Source organism: Actinomycetospora sp. C-140, from assembly GCF_054796175.1.
Genome location: NZ_JBTWNF010000014.1, coordinates 53,273 through 70,627, shown reverse-complemented (window position 1 = coordinate 70,627; position 17,355 = coordinate 53,273). Strand labels below are relative to the sequence as shown.

Genomic DNA, 17,355 nt, shown 5'->3' with positions numbered 1-17,355 from the left:
CAGCCATGGCCATCGCAACGACGAACCCCGCCACCGGGGAGACCGTCCAGGAGTTCGACGCCCTCACCGACGCGCAGCTCGAGGAGAAGCTCCAGCGCGCGTGGGATGCGTTCCAGACGTACCGGGACACGACGTTCGAGCAGCGCGCCGGGTGGCTGCGCGCCGCGGCGGACATCTTCGACGCCGAGAACGAGCGGCTGGCCGAGCTCGCGACCCTCGAGATGGGCAAGACCTTCGCCGCGGCCAAGGCCGAGGTGACCAAGTGCGCGCTGGGGTGCCGCTGGTACGCCGACCACGCGGCCGAGGACCTCGCCGACGTCGAGTGGCCCAAGCCGAAGTCGGCGCCCGAGCACGCGCGGATCTTCACCCGGTACCAGCCGCTGGGTCCGGTGCTCGCGGTGATGCCCTGGAACTTCCCGTACTGGCAGGTGCTGCGCTTCGCCGCGCCGGCGCTCATGGCCGGCAACGTCGGCCTGCTCAAGCACGCGTCGAACGTCCCGCAGGTGGCCCTGGCCATCGAGGACGTCCTCACGCGCGCCGGCTTCCCGGACGGCGCGTTCCAGACGCTGCTCGTGGGCTCCTCGGTGATCGAGGGGGTCATCGACGACGACCGCGTGCGCGCCGTGACGCTGACCGGCAGCGAGCCCGCGGGGCGCGAGGTCGGTGCCCGCGCCGGCCAGAACGTCAAGACCAGCGTGCTCGAGCTCGGCGGCAGCGACCCGTTCATCGTCATGCCGTCCGCCGACGTCGACGCCACCGTCGAGGCCGCGGTGTCGAGCCGCATGCTCAACAACGGCCAGTCCTGCATCAACGCGAAGCGGTTCATCATCCACGAGCAGATCGCCGATGAGTTCACGCAGAAGCTGGTGGCGAAGATGGAGTCGCTGACGATGGGCGACCCCATGGACGAGAACACCGACCTGGGGCCCATGTCCCAGGCCCAGGGCGTCGAGGACCTCGACTCCCAGGTCCAGGACTCCGTGGCCTCCGGCGCCCGCGTCCTCACCGGCGGGAAGCCGGCCGGCGGGCCCGGCAACTGGTACCCCGCGACGGTGCTCGCCGACATCCCCGAGGACTCCCGCGCCTACCGCGAGGAGCTGTTCGGCCCGGTCGCGCTGGTCTTCCGCGCGAGCGACGCGAGCGACGCGATCCGCATCGCCAACGACTCCGACTTCGGGCTGGGCGGCAGTGCCTGGACCCAGGACGAGGACGAGAAGATCCGGTTCGCCACCGAGGTCGAGTCGGGCATGGTCTACGTCAACAAGATCACCGAGTCGACGCCCGAGGTGCCCTTCGGCGGCGCGAAGAACTCCGGCTACGGGCGCGAGCTCGCGAGCTTCGGTCCGCAGTCGTTCGTCAACGCGAAGACGATCTGGATCCAGTGAGCGACCCGTCGTTCTCGGGCGTCGCCCACCTCGCTCTCGTCGTCCGTGACATGACGGCCTCGGTGACCTTCTACGAGGACGTCCTGGGCTTCGAGCGGGTGGGCGACGTCCGCGAGGGCCCGCCGGAGGCCGGGCACCCGCGACGTCTGATGCGGCACCCCGGGAGCGGCCTGGTGCTCGGCATCCACGAACCGTACGAGCGCTCGAACGACCTGTTCAGCCCGCAGCGCACCGGGCTCGACCACGTCGCGGTGACGGTCGCGTCGCGGGCGGACCTCGACGCCTGGGCCGAGCGTCTCGACTCCCACGGGATCGAGCACTCGCCGGTGCGCGACGCCGGCTACGCCGCGTTCGTCTCCTTCGGCGACCCGGACGGGATCGCCTGGGAGATCTGGTTGCCGACGGACTGAGCGACCGGGAGCCGGGACCTCGCTAGAGGCCGAGGACGCCCGCCGCCCGGCGGGCGCCCTCGGCCCAGGCGTCGTGGCGGCCGTGGAACACCCCGGCCGCGCGGTGCCCGACCCAGGCGCCCGGCAGGAGCGCGTCGGGCAGACCCGGGTCGAGGAACGGGAAGCGGCGCCACGCGTCGACCAGACGGATCTGCGCGGCGAGCGTCTCGGTGTCGTCGGCGGGATCCAGCTCGGCGAAGCGGGCGACGAACTCCTCGTAGCGCGCCGCGAGATCGGCGAGGTCCCAGGCGCGGGTCGCGAGGTCGGCGGACGAGAGCTCGCCGTGGTACTCGCCGGTGATGACGTGCGCGTCCGCCGGGCCGATCTCGGTGAGCACCTCGCGGACCTCGTCGAGGCGCCCGGTGTCCGGCGAGACCCACATCCCGGCGGCGGGGGAGCCGAGGCCCGCCCAGGCCAGCCGGGTGCGCAGGCGGTGCCGCCGGGCCCGCTGTTGCTCGGGGACGCTCGCGACGACCACGAGCCAGCGCCCGTCCCACCGCGTCCGCGCCCTCCCGTGGGCGTAGATCCGCGCGGCGCCCTCGGTGAGCAGTCGCCGACTCCAGTCGGTGAGGTCCCAGCGCACCCTGCGCCCGACCCGCTCGGACACGAGCAGCCCGTCGGCGGCGGTGCGGGCGAGCGCCTGGCGCGCCGACTTCTCCTCGACGCCGACCAGGCCGAGGACGTCGACGACCGACTGGGTCCAGACCGGGCCGTCGCCGGGCAGGACCAGCTCGCCGAGCACCGTCATCAGCAGCGAGCGCGCGCTGGTCGCGGCGACCTCCCGCCGGCGCGAGAACGGGTCCGGCCGGGCCTCGGCGCTGCTCTCGTCGGCGGTGGACATCACGGGTGATCCTAGGGCCCGGATCCGCACACGCCGTTACGGTGCGCGGATGACGTCGCGGGTGACCTCCAGGCTCCGGGATCTCGACCGCGCCCACGTCTGGCACCCCTACGGCCCGATGCCCGGGCGGACCGACCCGCTCGTCGTGCGGTCGGCGCAGGGGGTCCGGCTGACGCTGGACGACGGGCGCGAGCTCGTGGACGGGATGTCGTCGTGGTGGGCCGCCGTGCACGGCTACCGGCACCCCGCCCTCGACGAGGCCGTGGTCCGCGCCACCGGGTCGATGAGCCACGTGATGTTCGGCGGCCTGACCCACGACCCGGCCGTGGCCCTCGCCGAGCGTCTCGTCGCCCTGACCCCGGAGCCGCTGGAGCACGTGTTCCTCGCCGACTCCGGGTCGGTGTCGATCGAGGTCGCGCTGAAGATGTGCCTCCAGTACCAGCGCGCCCGCGGCCGCCCGGGGCGGACCCGCATGATGACCTGGCGGGGCGGCTACCACGGCGACACGTTCGGTGCGATGAGCGTGTGCGACCCCGAGGGCGGGATGCACACGGCGTGGACGGGGTTCCTGCCGCGGCAGGTGTTCGCCGACCGGCCGCCGCACTCCTACGACCCGGCGTACGACGACCACCTCCGCGCCGTCGCCGAGACCCACGCGGACGAGATCGCCGGCATCGTCGTCGAGCCCGTCGTCCAGGGGGCCGGCGGCATGCGCTTCCACGACCCGCGTCACCTGCGGACGCTGCGGGCGATCGCCGACGAGCACGACCTCGTGCTGGTCTTCGACGAGATCGCCACCGGCTTCGGGCGCACCGGCACGCTGTTCGCCTCCGAGCAGGCGGCGGTGTCGCCGGACGTGATGTGCCTGGGCAAGGCGCTGACCGGCGGCTACCTCACGGCGGCCGCCGCCCTGTGCACCCCCGCGGTGGCCACGGCGATCAGCGAGGGCGAGGCCGGCGGTCTCATGCACGGCCCCACGTTCATGGCCAACCCCCTCGCGGCGACCGTGGCCGCGGCGAGCATCGACGAGCTGCTGCGGCGCGACTGGGCGGGCGAGGTGGCGGCGCTCGGGGCCGGCTTGCGGGCCTCGCTGGAGCCCGCCCGGTCGCTGCCCGGGGTCGACGACGTCCGCGTGCTCGGGGGGATCGGGGTGATCCAGCTCGACCACCCCGTCGACGTGCCCGCCGCCCAGGCCGCCGCGGAGGCGCACGGGGTGTGGCTGCGCCCGTTCCGCGACCTCGTCTACGCCATGCCCCCCTACGTCACGCCGTCCGACGACGTCGCGCGCATCGGGGAGGCCATGGTCGCGGCGGCCCGCGCCGGGTGACGGCTCAGGTGAACACTGCGTGACGACGGTGTGAGCCCGCGATGAGGCCGGCGCGGTCCGGTGTGACGTGTCTGTCCCTTCCGTCTTATTCGCACGATTTCACTCGGGTGGACCAACGGCGCCCGGTGATCAGCACGGACCGGGCGTGAACGCGACGCCACAGATGCCCAGCTCCGCGCTGCATCACACCCGGACGAGGGACCATCGGTACCGCGCACCCGTCGCTGATTCGAACGGAGCGTCACGATCAACTCGTGGCCTTCCCGGGCGGTCCCCTGGACGTCGGGCACAGTGATCACAGCGCTTCCGGCACGGGGCAAGGACGCCCCGCCGGTGACGCCGGGTGACCGACCATGGGTCGGCGTCCCGGCCCCGCGAGCGCTCCTTGATGCCCCCGGTGATCGCACCGATCACCCCCCGCCGGGCCGGTCCACGGCCCCCGACGGAGGACCCATGACCACCGGAGCGACCGCCGCCCCCGCGGCCCCCACCCCCGACCGGGACGTCACCTGGCGCGAGCGCCTGCGCGCCGACGTCCCCGCCTCCCTCGTCGTCTTCCTCGTCGCCGTGCCCCTCTCGCTGGGGATCGCGGTGGCCTCCGACGCGCCCCTGACCGCCGGGCTGATCGCGGCCGCGGTCGGCGGCCTCGTCGCCGGCGCCCTGGGCGGTTCGCCGCTGCAGGTCAGCGGGCCCGCGGCCGGGCTGACCGTGGTCGTCGCCGACCTCGTCAACCAGTTCGGCTGGGGCGTGACCTGCGCGATCACCGTCGCGGCCGGCGTCCTGCAGATGGTCTTCGGCCTCACGAAGGCCGGCCGCGCGGCGCTCGCGATCTCCCCGGCCGTCGTCCACGGGATGCTCGCCGGCATCGGCGTGACCATCGTGCTCGGCCAGCTGCACGTCGTCCTCGGCGGCGAGCAGCAGGACGATGCCCTCGCGAACGTCCTCGCGCTGCCCGGTCAGCTGCTCTCGCTGCACGGCCCGGCGACCGCCCTCGGGCTCGCCGTGATCGCGATCCTGCTGGCGTGGCCGCGGCTGCCGAAGGCCGTGCCCGGCTGGGTGCGCGGAATCCCCGCGCCCTTGCTGGCGGTCGTCGCGGTGACCGCCGTGGCGTCGGTGCTCGCCCTGCCGGTCGAGCGCGTCGAGATCGGCGGCTCGCTGCTGGAGGCGATCTCACCGCCCGTGCTCCCCGACGGGCAGGTCGGGGCGTTCGCGGTCGGCGTCCTGACCATCGCGATCATCGCGAGCGTCGAGAGCCTGCTCTCGGCCGTCGCCGTCGACCGCATGCACGGCGGCCAGAAGTCCGATCTCGACCGCGAGCTGGTCGGCCAGGGCGCCGGCAACACCCTCTCCGGACTGCTCGGCGGCCTGCCGATCACCGGCGTCATCGTGCGCAGCTCGACCAACGTCGCCGCCGGCGCGAAGTCCCGCGCGTCGGCGATCCTGCACGGCGTCTGGATCGTCGTGTTCTCCGTGGCGCTGCTCGGGCTCGTGCAGCAGATCCCCATGGCCGTGCTGGCCGGGCTCCTCGTGGTCATCGGCGCGCGGCTGGTGAAGCTCGCGCACATGCGCGAGCTGCACCGCCACGGCGAGCTGCCCGTGTACGTCGTGACGATCGTCGGGGTCGTGTTCACCGACCTGCTGACCGGCGTCGTCGCCGGTCTGGCGCTGGCGCTGCTGCTGGTGCTTCGCCGCGTGGTGTGGGCGTCGATCGAGGTCCAGGAGCCGGCCGGCACCCCCGACGGCGACTGGCACGTGGTCGTCGAGGGCGCCCTGTGCTTCCCGTCGATCCCGCGCCTGGCCCGCAGGCTCGCCGCGGTGCCGGGCGGGGCACCGGTGGTGGTCGACCTGGTCACCGACTACCTCGACCACGCCGCCTACGACCACCTCCAGGAGTGGATCGAGCGCCACGAGCAGGGCGGCGGGCGGGTTCGCGTCGACGAGGTCGGCACGATGGGCCTGCTCGACCGGCACACGACGTCCAACGGCGGACCCGGCGACCGTCGCCCCGGGCCGGTGCCGCGGTTCCTGAGCCCGTGGTCGGTGTGGCAGTCCGGGCACGACGACCGCTACGGGGCCGGCGCGGGGCACGGTCACGAGCACGACGCCGCGGACGATCCGATCCTCACCGGCCTGCGCGAGTACCACCGCCGCGCCGCCGGGCTCGTCGCGCCGTACCTCTCCGACCTGGCCGACGGGCAGGCGCCGTACGCGCTGTTCCTGACCTGCTCGGACTCCCGGGTGGTGCCCAACGTGCTCACCTCGAGCGGGCCGGGGGACCTGTTCACCGTCCGCAACGTCGGGAACCTCGCGCCGCGGGGCACGGACGCGGACGCCTCGGTGGGGGCCTCGGTGGAGTACGCCCTCGACGCGCTCGAGGTCCCGACGCTCGTGGTGTGCGGGCACTCCGGCTGCGGCGCGATGACGGCGACCCTGCGGGGGACCGGCGGCGACGGCGAGCTCGGGCGCTGGCTCGACGGGGCCGCCGAGAGCCTGGCGCGCTGGCACGACGGCCACCCGGTCGCCGCGGCGGCCGCGGTGCGGGGCGCGTCGGACGTCGACCAGCTCGCGATGGTCAACGTCGCCGTCCAGCTCGAGCGCCTGTCCCGCCACCCCGCCGTGGCGCGGGCGCTGGACGAGGGCCGGGTGCGGCTGGTCGGGCTGTTCTTCGACATCGCCACCGCGCGGATGTCGGTGCTCGACGGGGACCGCTTCGTCCCGGCGTCGCGCGACCGCCTCGGCGCCGGCGCCTCCGCCACCCCCGGCGACCCCGCCACCGCCGCCTTCCCGGTCCCCGACCCCGCCTGACCCACGTGAGCAGTTGGCGCCCCTGGCGGGGCGCCAACTGCTCACATACCGGTGATCGTCGCCCGGGCGGGGGCGTCGGAGGCGGACTGGATGGTCGCGGCCAGGGCACGCAGGGTGTCGCGGTCGGTGTCGTCGCGGACCGCGATCGAGAACTCGACGTCGGTCACGACCGACGAGAACCGCTCGAGCAGCTTGTCGCCGATCTCGTCGTGGGTGCCGATGACGGCGAAGCGGTGCAGGGTCTCGTCGTCGACCATGTCCGGCAGCTCCTCCCAGCGCTGGGCCTTCGAGAGCCCCTTGGCCTCGTCGGCGAGGTCGCCCAGGCCGAGGTGGTCGAACGCGGCCCGGTAGCCGGGCGTCGACGCGTAGAAGGCGATGCGCGCCCGGGCGTCGCGGACCTTCCCCGCGAGCTCCTCCGGCGTGCGCGCCGACGCCACCAGCGGCTTCATCGCCACGCGGAACCCGTCGAGCGGGCGTCCGCTCCGGGCGGCGCCGCGCCGCACCGCGGGCAGCATCACCTCCCGGATGTACGAGGGCGTGCACACCGGGTGCGGGCGCAGGCCGTCGGCGACCTCGCCGGTCACGGCGCACATGTTCGTGTTGACCCCGGCGAGGTGGATCGGGATGTCGGGATCGGCGATGGGCCCGGCGTCGAAGAGCGGCACCATGAGGTCGAGGTCGTAGTGCTCGCCGTGGTGCTCCAGCGGCGCGCCCGTCTGCCACGTGTGCCACACCGCGCGCACGGCCTGCACGTACTCGCGCATCCACGGCGCCGGCGCCGACCAGGTCATGCCGTACCGCCGCCGGATGTGCCCCCGCACCTGCGTGCCCATCCCGAGCGTGAACCGTCCGCCCGAGAGCTTCTGCAGCGTCCACGCCTGCAGCGCCATCACCGTCGGGCTGCGCGGGAACGCGATCGCGACCGCGGTGCCCAGCCGCAGCGTGCGGGTGGCGCTCGCGGCGAGCGTGAGGACGGCGAACGGGTCGTCCTTGGTCTCCTCGACGGCCATCCCGCCGTAGCCGATCTCCTCGAGCAGGGCCGCGTTCGCCGCGACGGCGTGGAGGTCCAGCGGGGTGTCCGGCGTCCGCAGGCCCGGGTCGACCTTCCCGAGCGGCAGGAGCGTCTCGAGGCGCATGCCCCGAACGTAGGGTGTCGGCCGTGACCTGGCTGGACGCGTGGTTGGCGCAGACGGCGGCCGCGCGCCACGACGCGGGGCTGCACCGCACGCTGCGGCCCCGGGGCGCCGCCGACCGTGTCGTCGACCTCGCCTCCAACGACTACCTGGGCCTCGCCCGCGACCCCCGTGTCGTCGAGGCCGGCGCCGACGCCCTGCGCGCCTGGGGCGCCGGGTCGACGGGATCGCGCCTCGTGACGGGGTCGACGCACCTGCACGCCGAGCTGGAGGAGGAGCTGGCCGCGTTCACCGGCAGCGAGGCCGCGCTGGTGTTCTCCTCGGGCTACACCGCCAACCTCGGTGCCGTCACGGCGCTGACCGGGCGCGGCGCGCTGGTGGTCTCCGACGTCGCCGCGCACGCCTCGCTGGTCGACGCCGCCCGGCTGTCCCGGGCGCGGGTCGAGGTCGCGCGGTGCGCCGACCCGGCCGCCGTCGACCTGGTCCTCGCCGCCCGGGAGGAACCGCGGGCGGTGGTGGTCGTCGACGGGGTCGACAGCGTCGACGGCGGCATCGCCCCGCTGGCCGAGCTCCACGCGGTCTGCCGGGAGCGCGACGCGGTCCTGCTGGTCGACGACGCCCACGGCCTCGGCGTCCGCGGCCCCGGCGGCAGCGGGACCCTCGCCGAGGCCGGGCTCGCCGGCGCCCCGGACGTCGTGCTCACCGCCACGCTGTCGAAGTCGCTGGGCGCCCAGGGCGGGGTGGTGCTGGCAGGCCGCGCGGTGGTCGAGCACCTGGTCGACACCGCCCGGCCCTTCATCTTCGACACCGGGCTCGCCCCGGCGGCCGCTGGCGCCGCCCTCGCCGCCCTCGGGATCGTGCGGGCCGAGCCGGAGCGGGTCGCGGCGCTGCACACGCACGCGGCGTCCGTGGCGGCGTCGGCCCGCGCCGCCGCGCCGGGCCTCGACGTGCCGACGCCGACCGCCGCGATGGTGCCGGTCGTCCTCGGCGACCCCGAGCCCGCGGTCGCCGCCGCCGCGGGCTGCGCCGAGCACGGCCTGCGGGCGGGGTGCTTCCGCCCGCCCTCGGTGCCCGCGGGCACGTCGCGGCTGCGGCTCACCGCGCGGGCCGATCTCACCGCCGACGACCTCGCCCTGGTCGACCAGGTGCTGCACAAGGTGCTGGGCCCGCTCGTCGCCGGACGCTAGGGCGTGCATGGGGACCCCCGTCCGGGGGGTACTCGTGTGGGCCCACCCCACGGCCCCGGGAGACGACGTGACCGCAGTGCTGCGCGGGCGCCCCGAGGCGCCCGCCGGCGGCTCGGGTCACACCCTGCTCGTCGCCGACGCGGTCGAGCAGGGCCGCCGGGGCACGGCGTCATGGGTCGAGCGGGAGCTCGCGCTGGGCTCCAAGGTCTACTACAAGGGGTGGCTGCCCGACGGGCAGCAGCACTGGCTCAGCGGACCCGCCGGACCCCGCGGGGCGCGTGACGCCTTCGCGAGCGGCCAGCTCGAGTTCCTCGACTTCCCGACGCTCGTCGAGCGCTCCGGCGCCACGTCGGCCGGCGTGCTCGCCGTCTACCAGGACGAGGTCGAGCGGGCCTTCGACGACCTCTGGCCCACGGTGGCGATGACCCAGGAGAGTCCCGAGCTCCCGATGGCCGACGACGCGCACCTCGTGAGCGAGTACGCGACCTGGGAGTCGGGCTTCGACACCCTCACCGCCGAGTGGCCGGTCCGGATGCTCTGCCAGCTCAGCGTCCCGGCCGAGAGCGAGCGGGCGATGTGGGAGACGGTCGCGGTCCACCACCGCGACCTCGTCGACGGCGTCTGGTCGGCCGGCGACGACGACGGACGCTGGCGGCCCCGGGGCGACCTCGACGCCCACGTCTCGCGGCGGTTCGGCGCCGCCGTCCACGGCGCGCTGCGCGCCGCCCGCGAGCGGGAGGGCTGCTCCGACCTGCACGTCGACCTCGCCGCCGTCGACTTCATGGACGTCTCCTGCGCGGAGATCCTCATGCTCGCGGCCCGGTCGGCGCCGACGGAGCAGCACATCGTCCTGCACAACGGTCCCCGCTTCCTGCGGCGGCTGTTCGACGCGGTCGGGCGCCCGCCGTCGGTGCGCGAGAGCGAGGACCCGCGATGACCGCCCCGCCGGCGGGTCTCGTGCACCTGGGGCTGCTCCACCACGGCCCCGACGACCTGGCGGCGAGCGCTGTCCCCGAGCTCCGCCGCGCGCTGGCCGACGGCGAGGACGTCGTCGTGGCCGCCGACCGCGGCACCGTCCGCCGCGTGCGCGAGGCGCTCGGCGCGGACGCGGAGCGCGTCGAGTTCCCGCCGCCGTCGGGCCTGGCGGCACCGTCCGCGCCCGGGTTCGTCGCCGCCGTCCGCGGCTGGGCGCGGGCCGGCCGGCGGACCACGCTGCTGGGCCAGTACGCGCCCGCGGTGTCCGGCGCGGACCGCGCGTACGGCGAGGACGCGCTCGGCCTCGTGCTCGGCGACCTGCCCCTGACCCTCATCTGCTGCTGCCGGAACGATCTCGACCCGGAGCAGCTCGCGGTCGCCCGGCGCAGCCATCCCCGCCTGGCGACGGCCGTCGGCACCGTCGACAACCCCGACTACCGCGCGCCGTCGCCCACCAGTCCCGTGCCGGCCGCCGTCTGGGGGACGGTCACGGTGCGGGTCGGCGTCGACGGCACCGCCGACCTCGCCGAGGTCCGCCGCCGGGTCGCCGAGGCCGCCGCGCGCGCCGGGCTGGAGGGCGACGCCGTGCGCGCCGCGGTGCTGGCGGTGCACGAGGCGGTCGTGCTCGGCGTCCGCGACGGCGACCCGGACCACGCCGGGCTCACCGTCGAGATCCGCTCCGACGCCGGGTCGTCGGTGTTCTGCGAGGTCACGGGGCCCCGCGGCGTGACGACGGCGACGGTGCCGGCGGGCGACCCGCTCGCGCACGTGCGCCCGTTCTGCGCCCGCGCCGTGCTGCACGACGACCCCGACCGTCGCGCGGTGCGGGTCCTGTCCACGGCCTGAACTACCCTCGCGCGCCGTGCGGACCCTGATCGTCACCGGTACGGGCACGGACGTCGGCAAGACCGTCGTCACCGCCGCGATCGCGGCCCTCGCGCGCGCCGCGGGCGAGCGCGTCACGGTCGTGAAGCCCGCGCAGACCGGGGTCGCGCCGGGGGAGGACGGCGACCTCGCCGACGTGGCGCGTCTGGCCGGTCCGGTGGACACGGTCGAGCTCGCCCGGTTCCCCGAGCCCCTCGCGCCCGCGACCGCCGCGCGCCGGGCCGGCGCGATGCCGGTGATGGCCGCGCAGGTGGTCGACGCCGTGCGGGGGGTCGACGCCGACCTGGTGATCGTCGAAGGGGCGGGCGGGCTGCTCGTGCGCCTCAACGACCTCGGCGAGACCCTCGCCGACGTCGCCGCGGCCCTCGACGCCCCCGTGGTCCTCGTCGCGAGCGCCGGGCTCGGCGTGCTCAACACCGCCGCGCTCACCGCGGAGGCGCTCGGCCGGCGCGGGATCACGCTCGGCGGCACCGTCGTGGGCGCCTACCCGGACCAGCCCGACCTCGCCGAGCGGACCAACCTCGACGACCTCCCGGCCGTCACCGGCGCACCGCTGCTCGGCGTCCTGCCGGCCGGTCTCGGCACCGCGACCCCCGACGCCCTGCTGGCCGCCGCGCGGTGTGGCCTGGGTCCCGTCCTCGGCGGTGGGTGGTCCCCGGATCGCGGTGCGTGAGGCACACTGCGGCGAGCCCGACCGTGCCCGCGAGGGCCGGACGAGAACCCCGACGAAGGGAGCCGTGCGTGACGGCCGTCGAAACCGGCACCACGTCCGAGGACACCGGCGAGGACGTGCTCGCCGTGGCCCGCGAGCAGGTGCTCGAGCGGGGTGAGGGGCTGTCGCAGGAGCAGGTCCTGGCCGTCCTGCAGCTCCCGTCCGACCGACTGCCCGAGGCGCTGGCGCTCGCGCACGAGGTCCGCATGCGCTGGTGCGGGCCCGAGGTCGAGGTCGAGGGCATCGTGTCGCTGAAGACCGGCGGCTGCCCGGAGGACTGCCACTTCTGCTCGCAGTCCGGGCTCTTCGAGTCGCCGGTGCGCGCCGCGTGGCTGGACAAGGACCGTCTCGTCGAGGCCGCCAAGCAGACCGCGAAGACCGGCGCGACGGAGTTCTGCATCGTCGCCGCGGTGCGCGGTCCGGATGCCAAGCTCATGGAGCAGGTCCGCGCCGGCATCGCCGCGATCCGCGCCGAGGTCGACATCAACGTCGCGTGCTCGCTGGGGATGCTGACCCAGGAGCAGGTGGACGAGCTCGCCGCGATGGGCGTGCACCGCTACAACCACAACCTCGAGACCGCCCGGTCGCACTTCCCGGAGGTCGTCACCACGCACTCCTGGGAGGAGCGCTGGGACACCCTGCAGATGGTGCGCGCGGCCGGCATGGAGGTGTGCTGCGGCGGCATCGTCGGCATGGGGGAGACGCTCGAGCAGCGCGCCGAGTTCGCGGTGCAGCTCGCCGAGCTCGAGCCCGACGAGGTGCCGCTGAACTTCCTCATCCCGAACCCGGGCACGCCGTTCGCGCACCTCGAGGTGCCGCAGGGCGCCGACGCGCTGATGACCGTCGCGGCGTTCCGCCTCGCGCTGCCGCGCACCGTGCTGCGCTTCGCGGGCGGGCGCGAACTGACCCTCGGCGACCTGGGCGCGGAGCAAGGCATGCTCGGCGGGGTCAACGCGATCATCGTCGGCAACTACCTGACCAACCTCGGGCGCCCGGCCGAGCAGGACCTCGACATGCTCGAGACCCTCAAGATGCCGATCAAGGCCCTGAACGACACGTTGTGAGCGCCGTCCTCGAGCCGACCGACGGGGCCGGCCCCGCCGCCGCCTACTGCGCCTGGTGCGGCGGCACCCGCACCGACGGCGACCACGGCGCGTGCGACCGGCGCCTCGCGACGGTCGACCCGCCGCGGCACTGCCCGGTGTGCGCCCGCCGCATGGTCGTGCAGGTCGACCCGGTGGGCTGGACCGCGCGCTGCAGCCGGCACGGCGAGTCGGCGGGGCAGAACGGGTTCTCCTGGCCGGGAGGCGAAGCGAAGCGAGAGCTCGACCCGTGAGCTCCGCCCTCGACGACGACTTCCTGCCCGCCGAGCCCACGGGCCGGCTGGGGCGGGAGGAGCTGCGCGAGGACGTGCCCGCCGCGCTGCGCCTCGCGGCGATCCTGCTGGTGGCGGGCCTGCCGCTCGGGGCGCTGTGGGCGCTGCTCGCCCCGGTCGTGCACGTCGTCGCCCTGCCCGGCGCCGGCACCGGGTCGCCGGCCGGCGAGGCCGACCACGCGTTCGACGCCGTCGCGATCCACATCCTGCTGGTGGCGTCGTTCGGGGTGATCGCCGGCGCGGTCGCCTGGCGTCGCCGGCACCGCCGCGGGCCGGTGATGCTGATCGCGGTGGTCCTCGGGGCCCTCGTCGGTGCGTGGGTCGCGGGCCGGGTCGGCGCGCTGCTGGCCTGGGCCGCGTCGCCGGTGCCGGTGCTCGTGGACCCGGCCGCGCTGGGCGCCGCCGCCCCGGCGGCCCCGGTGCCAGCCGTGATGACGAGCCTCCCGCCGTCGCCCGGGCCCTGGTGGATCGCCCTGATCGCCGGGCTCGGCGCGGCGCTGGCCTACGTCCTGGCGGCCATCGTCGACGGGCACGAGGACATGAGCCGGGAGGACACCACGTGACCGCCCTCGACCTGGCGTGCGAGCTCGTCCGCCTCGACACCCGCGGCGGCGGGGAGCGGGCGGCCGCCGACCTGCTCGCCGACCGCCTCGAGGACGCCGGACTCGCCGTCACCGTCCACGAGACGCGCCCCGGGCGGGCCAACGTCGTCGCCCGCCGCGGCGACGAGACCCCGGTGACCGTGACCGGGCACCTCGACACCGTGCCCGCCGACGCCGCGGTGTGGTCATTCGACCCGCACGCCGGCGACGTCGTCGACGGGCGCCTGCGAGGCCGGGGGTCGAGCGACATGAAGGCCGGGGTCGCGTCCGCCGTCATCGCGGCCGCCGAGCACGTCCGCGCCGGCGGGAGCGGCGTGCAGGTCGTGCTGACCTTCGGCGAGGAGACGGGCTGCGAGGGCGCCCGCGAGATCCCCGCCGACGCGCTGCGGCCGTCCGGGACGCTGCTGGTCGCGGAGCCGACCGCGAACCGGGTCGTGCTCGGCCACAAGGGCGTGCTGTGGCTCGAGCTGGTGGCGCGCGGCGTCCCGGCTCACGGGTCACGGCCCGACCTCGGCCACAACGCGCTCGTGGATCTCGCCCGCGCCGCAGTGCGCATCCACGAGCACGACGCCTGGCCGAGCAGCCCGACGCACGGGGCGACGACGGCGAACGTCGGCATGATGCGCGCCGGCATCCAGCCCAACGTCGTCCCGGACCGCGCCGCGCTCACGGTCGACCTGCGCCTGGTGCCCGGCGACACCGCCGACGCCGCCGCGGCCACGGTCGCCGAGCTCGCGGGCGTCGCGGTCGAGACCGAGCGCCTCGTCGAGCTCCCGCTGATCGACACCGACCCGGCGCGGGTGGCCCGGGTCGTCGAGCTGCTCGGCGGCGGGACGGGGCAGTACGCCACGTACTTCACCGACGCGAGCGTGCTCGCCGGTGCCCTCGGCGGCGCGGACACGATCATCTACGGCCCCGGCGAGCCCGAGCAGGCCCACGTCACCGACGAGACCGCACCGGCCGGGCTGATCGAGCCGGCGGCCGAGGCCTACCGGCGCGTGCTGGCCGCGCTGACCTGATCAGCCGGCGGGCGCCGCCGCGAGCCCGAGCTGGGTCAGCATCTCGACCTGGTCGAAGTACAGGCCGAACGAGCGGTAGCGGTCGCCGGCGACGTCGACGATGTTGACGAAGGGAACGCTGACGCGGCGTCCGGTGGCCGGGACGTCGCCGCCCGGGGCGTGGAGGGTGCCGGAGTGGGTGCCCTCGAACACCGCTTCGACGGCCCCGTTGTCCCCGCCGTCGACGAGACGCACGATGCGGCACCGGTTGTCGGGGAAGGCTTCCTGCCAGAGTCGATAGAACATCGTCACGGTCTCCGGGCCCGAGCCGCTGACCCCACCCGGCGCCGTCAGCGTCGCGTCCTCGGTGAAGAGGCCGCACCAGCTGGCCTGGTCCTTGGCGTTCCACCGCTCGAGGTTCAGCTCCATCAGTGCGCGCGTGTCCACGGGTGCTCCTGGTGTCCGGGACGGCGGACTCCGTCGGCCGCCGTCGGAGGGTGCAGGATCGGAGCGCCGCGTCACGTCGAGGTGCCGGACGGGACGAGGTTGGGTCTCGTCGCTCACCCGGTCCGGACGGTCACCTCGAGTCGGTCGCCCAGGGGGAGGTCGACCGACCGGTAGCCGGCCCGCGGGTCGCGGACACGCGCGAGATAGGGCGCGAGGACCTCGGGGAACAGCGACGTGTCGTCGGCGACGACGAGTGCCCCGGGACGCAGCGCGGGCTCGACGATCTCGAGCACCGGCAGGTACAGGGTGCTCCAGCCGTCGAGCAGGAGCAGGTCGACGGGGTCGCCGAGGTCGTCGAGGCCGCGGAGCGTCTCGCGGGCGTCGCCCACCCGCAGGTCGACGAGGTCGTCGAGCCCGCAGCGGCGCAGCGAGGCCGTCGCGGCGTCGGCCTTGGCGGTCTCGATCTCGGTCGTGACCACGCGGCCGCCGCCGTTGTCGCGCAGCGCGGCGGCGAGGTAGATCGTCGAGATGCCGAACGAGGTCCCGAACTCCACCACGGTCCGCGCGCCGGTCGCCCGCACGAGCAGGGCGAGCAGCTCGCCCACCTCGCGGGGCACGGCGATGTAGGCGTCGGTGAGGAGGTCGGCGACGTCCTCGTCGGAGGTCGGGCCGGTGCGAGGGTCGCTGACGGGGAAGCGGGCCGCGAGCCGGGCGTGCAGCTCCGGCTCCTGGGCGTCGGCGGCCGCGAGGAGGCCGGAGAGCTCGTCGAGGACGGCGGGGGCGTCGAGCGTGGAGGTCATGACACCGACGCTAGGAAGCGCCTCGCGTGCGCACCAGTGAATGCTCGTGCACCTAGCATTGCGTCTCGTGCAATCCGTCGACCTCAACCTGCTGGCGGCGCTCGACGCGCTGCTCGCCGAGGGCAGCGTCACCGGCGCCGCGCAGCGCATGCACCTCAGCCCGCCGGCCGTGAGCCGCAGCCTCGCCCGGCTGCGCCGCGCGACGGGCGACCCGTTGCTGGTCCGGGTGGGCCGGGACCTCGTCCCGACCCCGGAGGCCGACCGCCTGCGCGAGCGCGTCCACGCCGTGCACGCCGCGGCCCAGGAGATCCTCGGGCCGCGGGGTGCGGTCGACGAGGCCACCCTCGACGCGACGTTCGCCGTGCGCACCGGGCACGCCGCCGCGGTCGCGCTCGGACCGGCGCTGCTGGCCGCGATCCGCCCGCGGGCGCCGCGGGTGCGGCTGCGGCTGGTGGGGGAGGGCGACGAGAGCGTCGCGGCGCTGCGCGACGGTGCCGTCGACCTGGACGTCGGCGCGGCGTCGGACGCGGACGACTCGGCCGAGCTGCACCGCGAGGTGCTGCGGCACGACCGGATGGTGCTGGTGGGCCGCCGCGACGGGGCGCTGGCGCGGCGGGGCGCGGTGACCCCGGAGGCGCTCGCCGAGGTCGGGCACGTCAACGCCACGCGGCGCGGCCGGCGGCGTGGCCCGCTCGACGACGCGCTCGCCACCCGCGGCCTCGCCCGCGACGTGGTCGCGACCGTGCCCGACCTCGTCGCCGCGTTCGCCCTGGTCCGCGCGGCCGACCTGGTCACCCTCGCGCCGCGGTGGTTCGCCGACGTCGTCGGCGGCGCCGACCTCGTGACCTGGGAGGTGCCGCTGGACCTGCCGCCGCTGGTGATCGAACAGTCGTGGCACCCGCGCACCGACGCCGACCCGGCACGCCGGTGGCTGCGCGACCGGGTCCGGGAGGTGGTCGCGCTCAGGTGAGCGTGTAGGCGTCGTAGACCACGGCCGACGGCGTGCGCCGCGCCGTGGCGACCGTCAGCGCCCGGGTCATCCAGCGGTACCGCGACGCGGAGGTCTCGAACGTCGCGGAGACACGGAAGTAGTACGCGGCGGGGTCGACGTCCTCGCCGCGGGCCAGCGCGTCGAGCACCGCGGGCGGGCCGGAGCGCACGCCGGCGGTGCGGATGTGCACGAGCGCTCCGTCGTCGGCCCGCCACGTGTAGCGGGTGTCGACGGCCACCGCGCCGTCGTCGTGGACCACCTGCCAGTCGGCCCCGCCCGGGACGACCACCCCGGAGAACCGCTCACCGCGCACCGTGCCCCCGACGATCGGGACGATGCGCCGGTGGCCCGCGTCGGTGGTGCCGAGGTCGAGGAGCTCGCCGAGCTCGACCTCGACGTGGGCGAGGAACTCCAGGCCGGGGACGGGCAGACCCATCGCGCCC

General features: G+C 75.5%; 18 protein-coding genes. 13 read left to right on the top strand and 5 right to left on the bottom strand.

Annotated elements, in window-relative coordinates; genetic code table 11:
• Window positions 1-5: 5 nt before the first annotated feature.
• Both ACR9E3_RS22095 and ACR9E3_RS22090 read left to right on the top strand, forming a co-directional pair.
• Window positions 6-1,385: an NAD-dependent succinate-semialdehyde dehydrogenase gene (locus tag ACR9E3_RS22095; protein WP_460382684.1), complete on the top strand. Its 1,380-nt coding sequence runs from the start codon at window positions 6-8 to the stop codon at window positions 1,383-1,385.
• Entirely contained in the window at window positions 1,382-1,795 is a 414-nt protein-coding gene (locus ACR9E3_RS22090; protein WP_460382683.1) for a VOC family protein, read from the top strand. The genes ACR9E3_RS22095 and ACR9E3_RS22090 overlap by 4 nt, the downstream gene beginning before the upstream one ends.
• Window positions 1,796-1,817: 22 nt before the next feature.
• On the opposite strand, the gene ACR9E3_RS22085 is transcribed toward ACR9E3_RS22090, so the two are convergent.
• The gene (locus tag ACR9E3_RS22085) at window positions 1,818-2,675 is read right to left on the bottom strand and encodes a PaaX family transcriptional regulator (protein ID WP_460382682.1); all 858 of its coding nucleotides are present in this window, start codon (window positions 2,673-2,675) and stop codon (window positions 1,818-1,820) included.
• Between the two features lie 49 nt (window positions 2,676-2,724).
• Here ACR9E3_RS22085 and ACR9E3_RS22080 point away from each other — a divergent pair, with 49 nt between their 5' ends.
• Together ACR9E3_RS22080 and ACR9E3_RS22075 are read left to right on the top strand one after the other, a co-directional pair.
• The gene (locus ACR9E3_RS22080; protein WP_460382681.1) at window positions 2,725-4,002 is read left to right on the top strand and encodes an adenosylmethionine--8-amino-7-oxononanoate transaminase; all 1,278 of its coding nucleotides are present in this window, start codon (window positions 2,725-2,727) and stop codon (window positions 4,000-4,002) included.
• Between the two features lie 453 nt (window positions 4,003-4,455).
• Window positions 4,456-6,807 (top strand): SulP family inorganic anion transporter, encoded by a 2,352-nt coding sequence (locus ACR9E3_RS22075; protein WP_460382680.1) that lies wholly within the window; start codon window positions 4,456-4,458, stop codon window positions 6,805-6,807.
• 41 nt (window positions 6,808-6,848) lie between these two features.
• On the opposite strand, the gene ACR9E3_RS22070 is transcribed toward ACR9E3_RS22075, so the two are convergent.
• A complete protein-coding gene (locus ACR9E3_RS22070) occupies window positions 6,849-7,943 on the bottom strand; it encodes a TIGR03617 family F420-dependent LLM class oxidoreductase (protein WP_460382679.1) in 1,095 nt (364 codons plus the stop codon).
• Between the two features lie 23 nt (window positions 7,944-7,966).
• Between ACR9E3_RS22070 and ACR9E3_RS22065 the strand changes: the two genes are divergently transcribed.
• The 8 genes from ACR9E3_RS22065 to ACR9E3_RS22030 all read left to right on the top strand — a co-directional run bounded on the left by ACR9E3_RS22065 (window position 7,967) and on the right by ACR9E3_RS22030 (window position 14,695).
• Window positions 7,967-9,127: an 8-amino-7-oxononanoate synthase gene (locus tag ACR9E3_RS22065; protein WP_460382678.1), complete on the top strand. Its 1,161-nt coding sequence runs from the start codon at window positions 7,967-7,969 to the stop codon at window positions 9,125-9,127.
• Window positions 9,128-9,194: 67 nt separating this feature from the next.
• Window positions 9,195-10,064: an STAS domain-containing protein gene (locus tag ACR9E3_RS22060; protein WP_460382677.1), complete on the top strand. Its 870-nt coding sequence runs from the start codon at window positions 9,195-9,197 to the stop codon at window positions 10,062-10,064.
• Window positions 10,061-10,948: a DEAD/DEAH box helicase family protein gene (locus ACR9E3_RS22055; protein ID WP_460382676.1), complete on the top strand. Its 888-nt coding sequence runs from the start codon at window positions 10,061-10,063 to the stop codon at window positions 10,946-10,948. Before ACR9E3_RS22060 ends, ACR9E3_RS22055 begins: the two co-directional genes overlap by 4 nt.
• A gap of 16 nt (window positions 10,949-10,964) precedes the next feature.
• Window positions 10,965-11,660 (top strand): dethiobiotin synthase, encoded by a 696-nt coding sequence (gene bioD, locus ACR9E3_RS22050; protein WP_460382675.1) that lies wholly within the window; start codon window positions 10,965-10,967, stop codon window positions 11,658-11,660.
• A gap of 68 nt (window positions 11,661-11,728) precedes the next feature.
• Window positions 11,729-12,763, top strand: coding sequence for a biotin synthase BioB (bioB, locus tag ACR9E3_RS22045; RefSeq protein WP_460382674.1), 1,035 nt, complete (start codon window positions 11,729-11,731; stop codon window positions 12,761-12,763).
• The gene (gene bsaP, locus ACR9E3_RS22040; protein ID WP_460382673.1) at window positions 12,760-13,035 is read left to right on the top strand and encodes a biotin synthase auxiliary protein BsaP; all 276 of its coding nucleotides are present in this window, start codon (window positions 12,760-12,762) and stop codon (window positions 13,033-13,035) included. The genes bioB and bsaP overlap by 4 nt, the downstream gene beginning before the upstream one ends.
• Window positions 13,032-13,637, top strand: a complete 606-nt coding sequence (locus tag ACR9E3_RS22035) for a DUF2567 domain-containing protein (protein ID WP_460382672.1) — start codon at window positions 13,032-13,034, stop codon at window positions 13,635-13,637. The genes bsaP and ACR9E3_RS22035 overlap by 4 nt, the downstream gene beginning before the upstream one ends.
• Window positions 13,634-14,695 (top strand): M20 family metallopeptidase, encoded by a 1,062-nt coding sequence (locus ACR9E3_RS22030; protein WP_460382671.1) that lies wholly within the window; start codon window positions 13,634-13,636, stop codon window positions 14,693-14,695. Before ACR9E3_RS22035 ends, ACR9E3_RS22030 begins: the two co-directional genes overlap by 4 nt.
• On the opposite strand, the gene ACR9E3_RS22025 is transcribed toward ACR9E3_RS22030, so the two are convergent.
• Together ACR9E3_RS22025 and ACR9E3_RS22020 are read right to left on the bottom strand one after the other, a co-directional pair.
• Window positions 14,696-15,121 carry an ester cyclase gene (locus ACR9E3_RS22025; RefSeq protein WP_460382670.1) on the bottom strand — a complete coding sequence of 142 codons (426 nt, stop codon included), beginning with the start codon at window positions 15,119-15,121 and terminating at the stop codon, window positions 14,696-14,698.
• Window positions 15,122-15,234: 113 nt separating this feature from the next.
• On the bottom strand, window positions 15,235-15,921 hold the full coding sequence (locus tag ACR9E3_RS22020) for an O-methyltransferase (RefSeq protein WP_460382669.1): 687 nt from the start codon (window positions 15,919-15,921) through the stop codon (window positions 15,235-15,237).
• A 67-nt stretch (window positions 15,922-15,988) separates the two neighbouring features.
• Here ACR9E3_RS22020 and ACR9E3_RS22015 point away from each other — a divergent pair, with 67 nt between their 5' ends.
• Window positions 15,989-16,891, top strand: coding sequence for a LysR family transcriptional regulator (locus tag ACR9E3_RS22015; RefSeq protein WP_460382668.1), 903 nt, complete (start codon window positions 15,989-15,991; stop codon window positions 16,889-16,891).
• On the opposite strand, the gene ACR9E3_RS22010 is transcribed toward ACR9E3_RS22015, so the two are convergent.
• Window positions 16,884-17,348, bottom strand: coding sequence for a DUF3237 domain-containing protein (locus tag ACR9E3_RS22010; RefSeq protein ID WP_460382667.1), 465 nt, complete (start codon window positions 17,346-17,348; stop codon window positions 16,884-16,886). The two genes, ACR9E3_RS22015 and ACR9E3_RS22010, sit on opposite strands and share 8 nt — an antisense overlap.
• Window positions 17,349-17,355 lie beyond the last annotated feature (7 nt).

Coding starts and splice junctions, on each gene's coding strand:
- ACR9E3_RS22070 (WP_460382679.1), bottom strand. CDS start 7,943: ATGCGCCTCGAGACGCTCCTGCCGCTCGGGAAGGTCGACCCGGGCCTG.
- ACR9E3_RS22080 (WP_460382681.1), top strand. CDS start 2,725: ATGACGTCGCGGGTGACCTCCAGGCTCCGGGATCTCGACCGCGCCCAC.
- ACR9E3_RS22085 (WP_460382682.1), bottom strand. CDS start 2,675: ATGTCCACCGCCGACGAGAGCAGCGCCGAGGCCCGGCCGGACCCGTTC.
- ACR9E3_RS22020 (WP_460382669.1), bottom strand. CDS start 15,921: ATGACCTCCACGCTCGACGCCCCCGCCGTCCTCGACGAGCTCTCCGGC.
- ACR9E3_RS22010 (WP_460382667.1), bottom strand. CDS start 17,348: ATGGGTCTGCCCGTCCCCGGCCTGGAGTTCCTCGCCCACGTCGAGGTC.
- ACR9E3_RS22095 (WP_460382684.1), top strand. CDS start 6: ATGGCCATCGCAACGACGAACCCCGCCACCGGGGAGACCGTCCAGGAG.
- ACR9E3_RS22075 (WP_460382680.1), top strand. CDS start 4,456: ATGACCACCGGAGCGACCGCCGCCCCCGCGGCCCCCACCCCCGACCGG.
- ACR9E3_RS22055 (WP_460382676.1), top strand. CDS start 10,061: ATGACCGCCCCGCCGGCGGGTCTCGTGCACCTGGGGCTGCTCCACCAC.